Annotated in this window: 4 protein-coding genes and 2 pseudogenes; 3 read left to right on the top strand and 3 right to left on the bottom strand. The window is 66.4% G+C overall.

Annotated features, from left to right (window positions below):
* Positions 1-79 precede the first annotated feature (79 nt).
* On the top strand, positions 80-571 hold the full coding sequence (locus BN903_RS04470) for a hypothetical protein (RefSeq protein ID WP_048076578.1): 492 nt from the start codon (positions 80-82) through the stop codon (positions 569-571).
* 82 nt (positions 572-653) lie between these two features.
* On the opposite strand, the gene BN903_RS04465 is transcribed toward BN903_RS04470, so the two are convergent.
* The 3 genes and pseudogenes from BN903_RS04465 to BN903_RS18565 all read right to left on the bottom strand — a co-directional run bounded on the left by BN903_RS04465 (position 654) and on the right by BN903_RS18565 (position 3,617).
* The gene (locus BN903_RS04465; RefSeq protein ID WP_048076577.1) at positions 654-1,619 is read right to left on the bottom strand and encodes a carbohydrate ABC transporter permease; all 966 of its coding nucleotides are present in this window, start codon (positions 1,617-1,619) and stop codon (positions 654-656) included.
* 6 nt (positions 1,620-1,625) lie between these two features.
* On the bottom strand, positions 1,626-2,564 hold the full coding sequence (locus tag BN903_RS04460) for a carbohydrate ABC transporter permease (RefSeq protein ID WP_048076576.1): 939 nt from the start codon (positions 2,562-2,564) through the stop codon (positions 1,626-1,628).
* Positions 2,565-2,568: 4 nt separating this feature from the next.
* Positions 2,569-3,617, bottom strand: a pseudogene (locus tag BN903_RS18565) (ABC transporter ATP-binding protein).
* A gap of 156 nt (positions 3,618-3,773) precedes the next feature.
* Between BN903_RS18565 and BN903_RS04450 the strand changes: the two are divergent.
* Positions 3,774-4,475 (top strand): annotated as a pseudogene (locus tag BN903_RS04450) (trehalase family glycosidase); the annotation flags it as partial.
* 13 nt (positions 4,476-4,488) lie between these two features.
* Positions 4,489-4,649 (top strand): trehalase family glycosidase (locus BN903_RS17895; RefSeq protein WP_228841023.1); only part of this gene is annotated, 161 nt, incomplete at its 3' end.

Raw genomic sequence — 4,649 nt, 5'->3', positions numbered from 1 at the left:
TTCGCACGGTTCCCGCGGTGTCCGAGCGCCTGCCAGTAGGTGGACAACGCTTATCTCACATGCTACCGGGCCTCAACGTATGTCCGAAGATCCCGCTACAGACGCAGTTCCCGACGCCCACGCGACCGAGGGCTGGCAGGCCGTCATGGCGGACATGGCCGCGACGGCGGACGCGTACCGCGACCGCGGCTGGACGGCCGTCGAACTACATCCGGGCGATTCCGTCCTCGTCGACTCGGCGGCTCGAACCGGTCTCGACGTCGTCGTTCCCGGTCCAGAGTACGAGGAGTTGGAAGCGATCGCCGGGGAGTCCGAGTTCACCGACGTCGAGACGTTCCGCGCCGAGGAGGGCGGACTGGTGTACCTGCTGATCGTCGAGCGGGATCCGGAGAACGAAACGGCGGTGTTAGTGCCCGCGTACTACGACCCGGGCGGCTCGGAGCCGAAGCTCGACGCGGTCCGAGAGTCCGGCGAATTCGCCCTCTTCTGTCGCCGCCTGAGCGACGAGTACGTCCTGTTCGTTCACACCGACATCGCCCCGTTCCTGCCGGCCGGACTCGCCGACGAGTGATCGGGGCCGATCTCCGTCTCGCGTTCTCGTCTCGAAGGGGGAACTGCGTCGAAAACGGAAACGACGAGCGGCGGCGATCGGGTCAGTCCGCGACCGCGGCCACCATCCCCTGCTTGTAGTACCGCTGGAGCGTGACGAACAGGAGGATGGGGACGATCATCGTCAGCACGGAGCCGGCGGCGACGAGTCCCCAGTCGATCTGGAGCCGACCCTTCATCAGCGGGAGCACCTGCGGCGCGAGCTGGTTCTCCCGCGAGCGCATGAACACGAGGGGAAAGAAGAAGGAGTTCCACACCCACGTGAACTGGATGACGGCCACGGAGACGAGCGCCGGGGCGGAGTACGGCAACACGATCGACTTGAAGATCTGATACCGGGACGCGCCGTCGATCCGGGCGGCCTCCTCTAACTCCTCCGGGAGTCCCAAGAGGAAGTTCCGGAGGAACATGACGACCCACCCCATTCCCCAGCCGATGTGGACGAGGATGAGCCCCATGTACGTGTCGAACAGCCCGGTCGTCCGCAGCGTGTTGTAGTTGCCCATCGCCACCAGCTCGGGCGGCGCGGCCATGACCACGATGAGCAGGAAGAACAGCCCGGTCTTCAGCGGGAAGTCGAAGCGGGCGAACGGGTACGCGACCATCGTGCCGAGCAGCGTCACGGCGAGGACGGACGGGATCGTGACGATCGCGGTGTTCCACATCGCCTGCCGCATCGGGCCGGACTGGAACGTCCACGCGCGGGCGTAGTTCTCGAAGGTGACGGTGAACGTCTCGAAGTTCCACCAGCCCTGAATGATCTGGTCGAGCGGGCGGACGGAGGCCATGAACAGCCCCACGAGCGGGACGAGCCACAGGAGCGCGACGCCGATAGCGACCACGTACCGGAGCGCGCGCGGGCCGCGCGGGACCGACGCGCGGAGGCGCTCGATGGCGCTCCCCTCGGCGGTCGGGGCGGTCTCAGGCGGCTCGTGGTACACGCGCCCGCCGTCGGTCTTCGGCTGGCTGTCGGCGTCGGTCGAGTCGTCTGGGTTGTGTGTGTCTGTCATTGTGGGTCAATCCATTGACGCGATGTACCACGCCATCGGGAGCGCGATCACGAGTTCGATGAGGGCGACGACCATCGCCTTGCTGTACTCGATCGGCGTCGAGAACGCGGCCTGGTACACCTCCAGACCGAGCACGGAGAACACCCCGCCCGGACCGCCGGACGGGCCGCCGGCCGCGTAGACGATGGCGAAGATCCGGATCACCCAGATCATGCTCATGATAACGACGACCGCCGTCACGGGCTTGACCAGCGGCCAGATGATGTCCTTGAACCGTCGGAACCGCCCCGCGCCGTCGACGCGGGCGGACTCCAGTAACGCGGGGTCGATCCCCGCGAGCGCGGAGCTGTACAGCAGCATGCTGAATCCGGTCTGGACCCAGACCCCGCCGAGAACGAGCGCGTAGATCGCGATCTGCGGCTCCTGAACCCAGTTCCGGACCAGCGACTTCAGCCCGATCGACCGGAGCAGCCCGTTGAAGATCCCGGCCTGCGGGTCGTAGACGAACAGCAGCACCAGCCCGATCACGACCGTGGGCGTCGTGAACGCGAGGAACACCATCGAGCGGAGGATGCTCCGGCCGCGCAGGTCGGCGAAAAGCAGCGCGAGCCCGAGACCGAGGAACGTACTCAGCGGGACGTGAACGACCATCCAGATGATGTTCTGCGGGAGCGCCCCCATCGGGTACTCGAAGGCGAGGAGGTTGCTCCAGTTGATGATCGCGTCGTCCTGGAACGTCGCGATCCACGTCTCGAAGCCCGCGAACTGCGCGATATCGAACCCGTCCCAGGTGAAGAAGCTCCCGACGGCCGAGTACAGCATCGGGCCGACGGAGAAGACGGCGAACAGAGTGAGACCGGGGAGCATGAACACGAGGATCGCCGTGAGCTTCTCGCGGTCCACGTCGCGGTCGAGCCGGTCCTCGAGGTACGATGCGACAGACATGGTGTCAGGCCACCAGTTCGCCGTTCTCGTCGTAGAGGTACGCGTCGGCCGGGTCAAAGGTTAGGTGGACGGCGTCGCCCGCCGTCGCGTCGGTGTGCGGGACCTTGACGTTGACCACGGAGCCGCCCACCTCGACGTTGACCAGCACGTACTCGCCGAGCGGTTCGACCGTCTTGACCGTCCCCGGCAGGGTCCAGTCCGTGTCGGGCGGATCGGTCGACACGTCGATGTCCTCGGGTCGGACCCCGACGGACACGGTCGACGACGACGACTCCGCCGGCGTCGGGAGGGTGTTGCCCTCGGCGAGGTGGACGGTCCCGTCGCGGCTCTCGCCCTCGAAGAGGTTCATCGGGGGCGAGCCGATGAACTTCGCGACCCACGTCGTCCGGGGCCGCTGGTACAGCTCCTCCGGCTCGGCGACCTGCCGGATCGTACCGTCGTTTAACACGACGATCTTGTCGCCCATGCTCATCGCCTCCTCCTGGTTGTGCGTGACGTACACCGTCGTGATCCCCAGCTCGTTCTGGATCCGCTTCAGCTCCGAGCGCATCTCTAAGCGGAGCTTCGCGTCGAGGTTACTGAGCGGCTCGTCGAGCAGGAACACCGACGGCTCGCGGACGATGGCCCGCGCGAGCGAGGTCCGCTGCCGCTGCCCGCCGGAGATCTCGCCCGGATCGCTTCCCATCTGGTCTTCGATGTGTAACAGCTCGGCCACCTGCGCGACGCGCTCGTCGCGCTCCTCCGGGGGGATCCCCCTCACCTTCAGCGGGTACTCGATGTTCTCCCGAACGGTCATGTGGGGTACAGCGCGTAGTTCTGGAACACCATCGCGACGTTCCGGTCGGCGGGGGGCATCCCGTCGACGCGGTCGTCGTCGAAGTAGATCTCCCCGTCCGAGGGGTCCTCCAGGCCCGCGATCATCCGGAGCGCGGTCGTCTTGCCGCAGCCGGACGGACCGAGGAACACCACGAACTCCCCGTCGTCCACCTCCATGTCCAGCTTGTAGTTGGCGACCGTGTCACCCCCATCGAAGTACTTGCTCACCGACCGCATGCTAATGCGAGTCATCGACTACCCTCCGATATTCATTTATTACACTTATAATTAATCATGGACTACGAATAAGAGGACGGCCGCAGGTCCGCGTTTTCCGTTCTCTGTCCGGCTAATTCAATAATTACTTAGCGATCCTTTCACTACGTGCTGGAGATGAGTTCCGGTCTCTTCGACTACAGTCATTTTCCGCAGATCTCCGGCGAACTCTTTCGGACCGTCCAGCGGCGGGACCTCTTCGAGGACGACAAGCGGTTCGTCGACGCCGAACCTCGCGTCGACCCGGACCTGCTCTTCGAACGGTACCTGACGGAACGGAGCGAGCGGGACTTCGATCTGGCGTCGTTCGTCGAGGACCACTTCAGGCTGCCCGAGCCGGTCGGGGCCGCGCCCGACCTCGCCGCGTCGCGGTCGATGGAGGACCACGTGTCCTCGCTGTGGGGGGCGCTGACGCGGACCTTCGACGCCCCCGACGCCGCGGGGTCGACGGTCGTCTCCCTCCCGAACCCGCACGTCGTGCCCGGCGGCCGCTTCCGCGAGATGTACTACTGGGACAGCTACTTCACCGCGGAGGGGTTGGCGGCGGCCGGGCGGACCGATCTGATCGACGGGATGGTCGGGAACATCGCGTCGCTTTTGGACCGCTTCGGGTTCGTCCCCCTCGGGAACCGGGCGTACTACGACAGCCGGTCGCAGGTCCCGCTGTTCTACCGCATGCTGCGGGTGCTGGAAGAGGAGGCGGGGTTCGACGCCGTCGCCCCGCACGTGGAGGCGCTCCGGACGGAACACGATTTCTGGACGAGCGGGTCCGACCGCGTCGCCGACGCCGACGGCTCCGCGGCCCACCGGCGCGTCGTCGGGCTCTCAGACGGTGCGGTCCTCAACCGGTACTGGGACGACCGCCGCCCGCCCGCGACCCGAGTCCTACCACGAGGACCGCCGCCTCGCGGATCGGGTCCCCGTCGACGACCGGCCGGATCTGTTCCGTGACGTCCGGGCCGCCTGCGAGTCCGGGTGGGACTTCAGCTCGCG

It is taken from the genome of Halorubrum sp. AJ67 (assembly GCF_000513435.1).
The sequence above is the reverse complement of the archived record's forward strand: the minus strand, read 5'-3'. Positions and strand labels throughout refer to the sequence as shown.

Bases quoted from the DNA above. Each gene is read 5' to 3' on its own strand.
- BN903_RS04470 (WP_048076578.1), top strand. From the start codon at position 80: ATGTCCGAAGATCCCGCTACAGACGCAGTTCCCGACGCCCACGCGACC.
- BN903_RS04465 (WP_048076577.1), bottom strand. From the start codon at position 1,619: ATGACAGACACACACAACCCAGACGACTCGACCGACGCCGACAGCCAG.
- BN903_RS04460 (WP_048076576.1), bottom strand. From the start codon at position 2,564: ATGTCTGTCGCATCGTACCTCGAGGACCGGCTCGACCGCGACGTGGAC.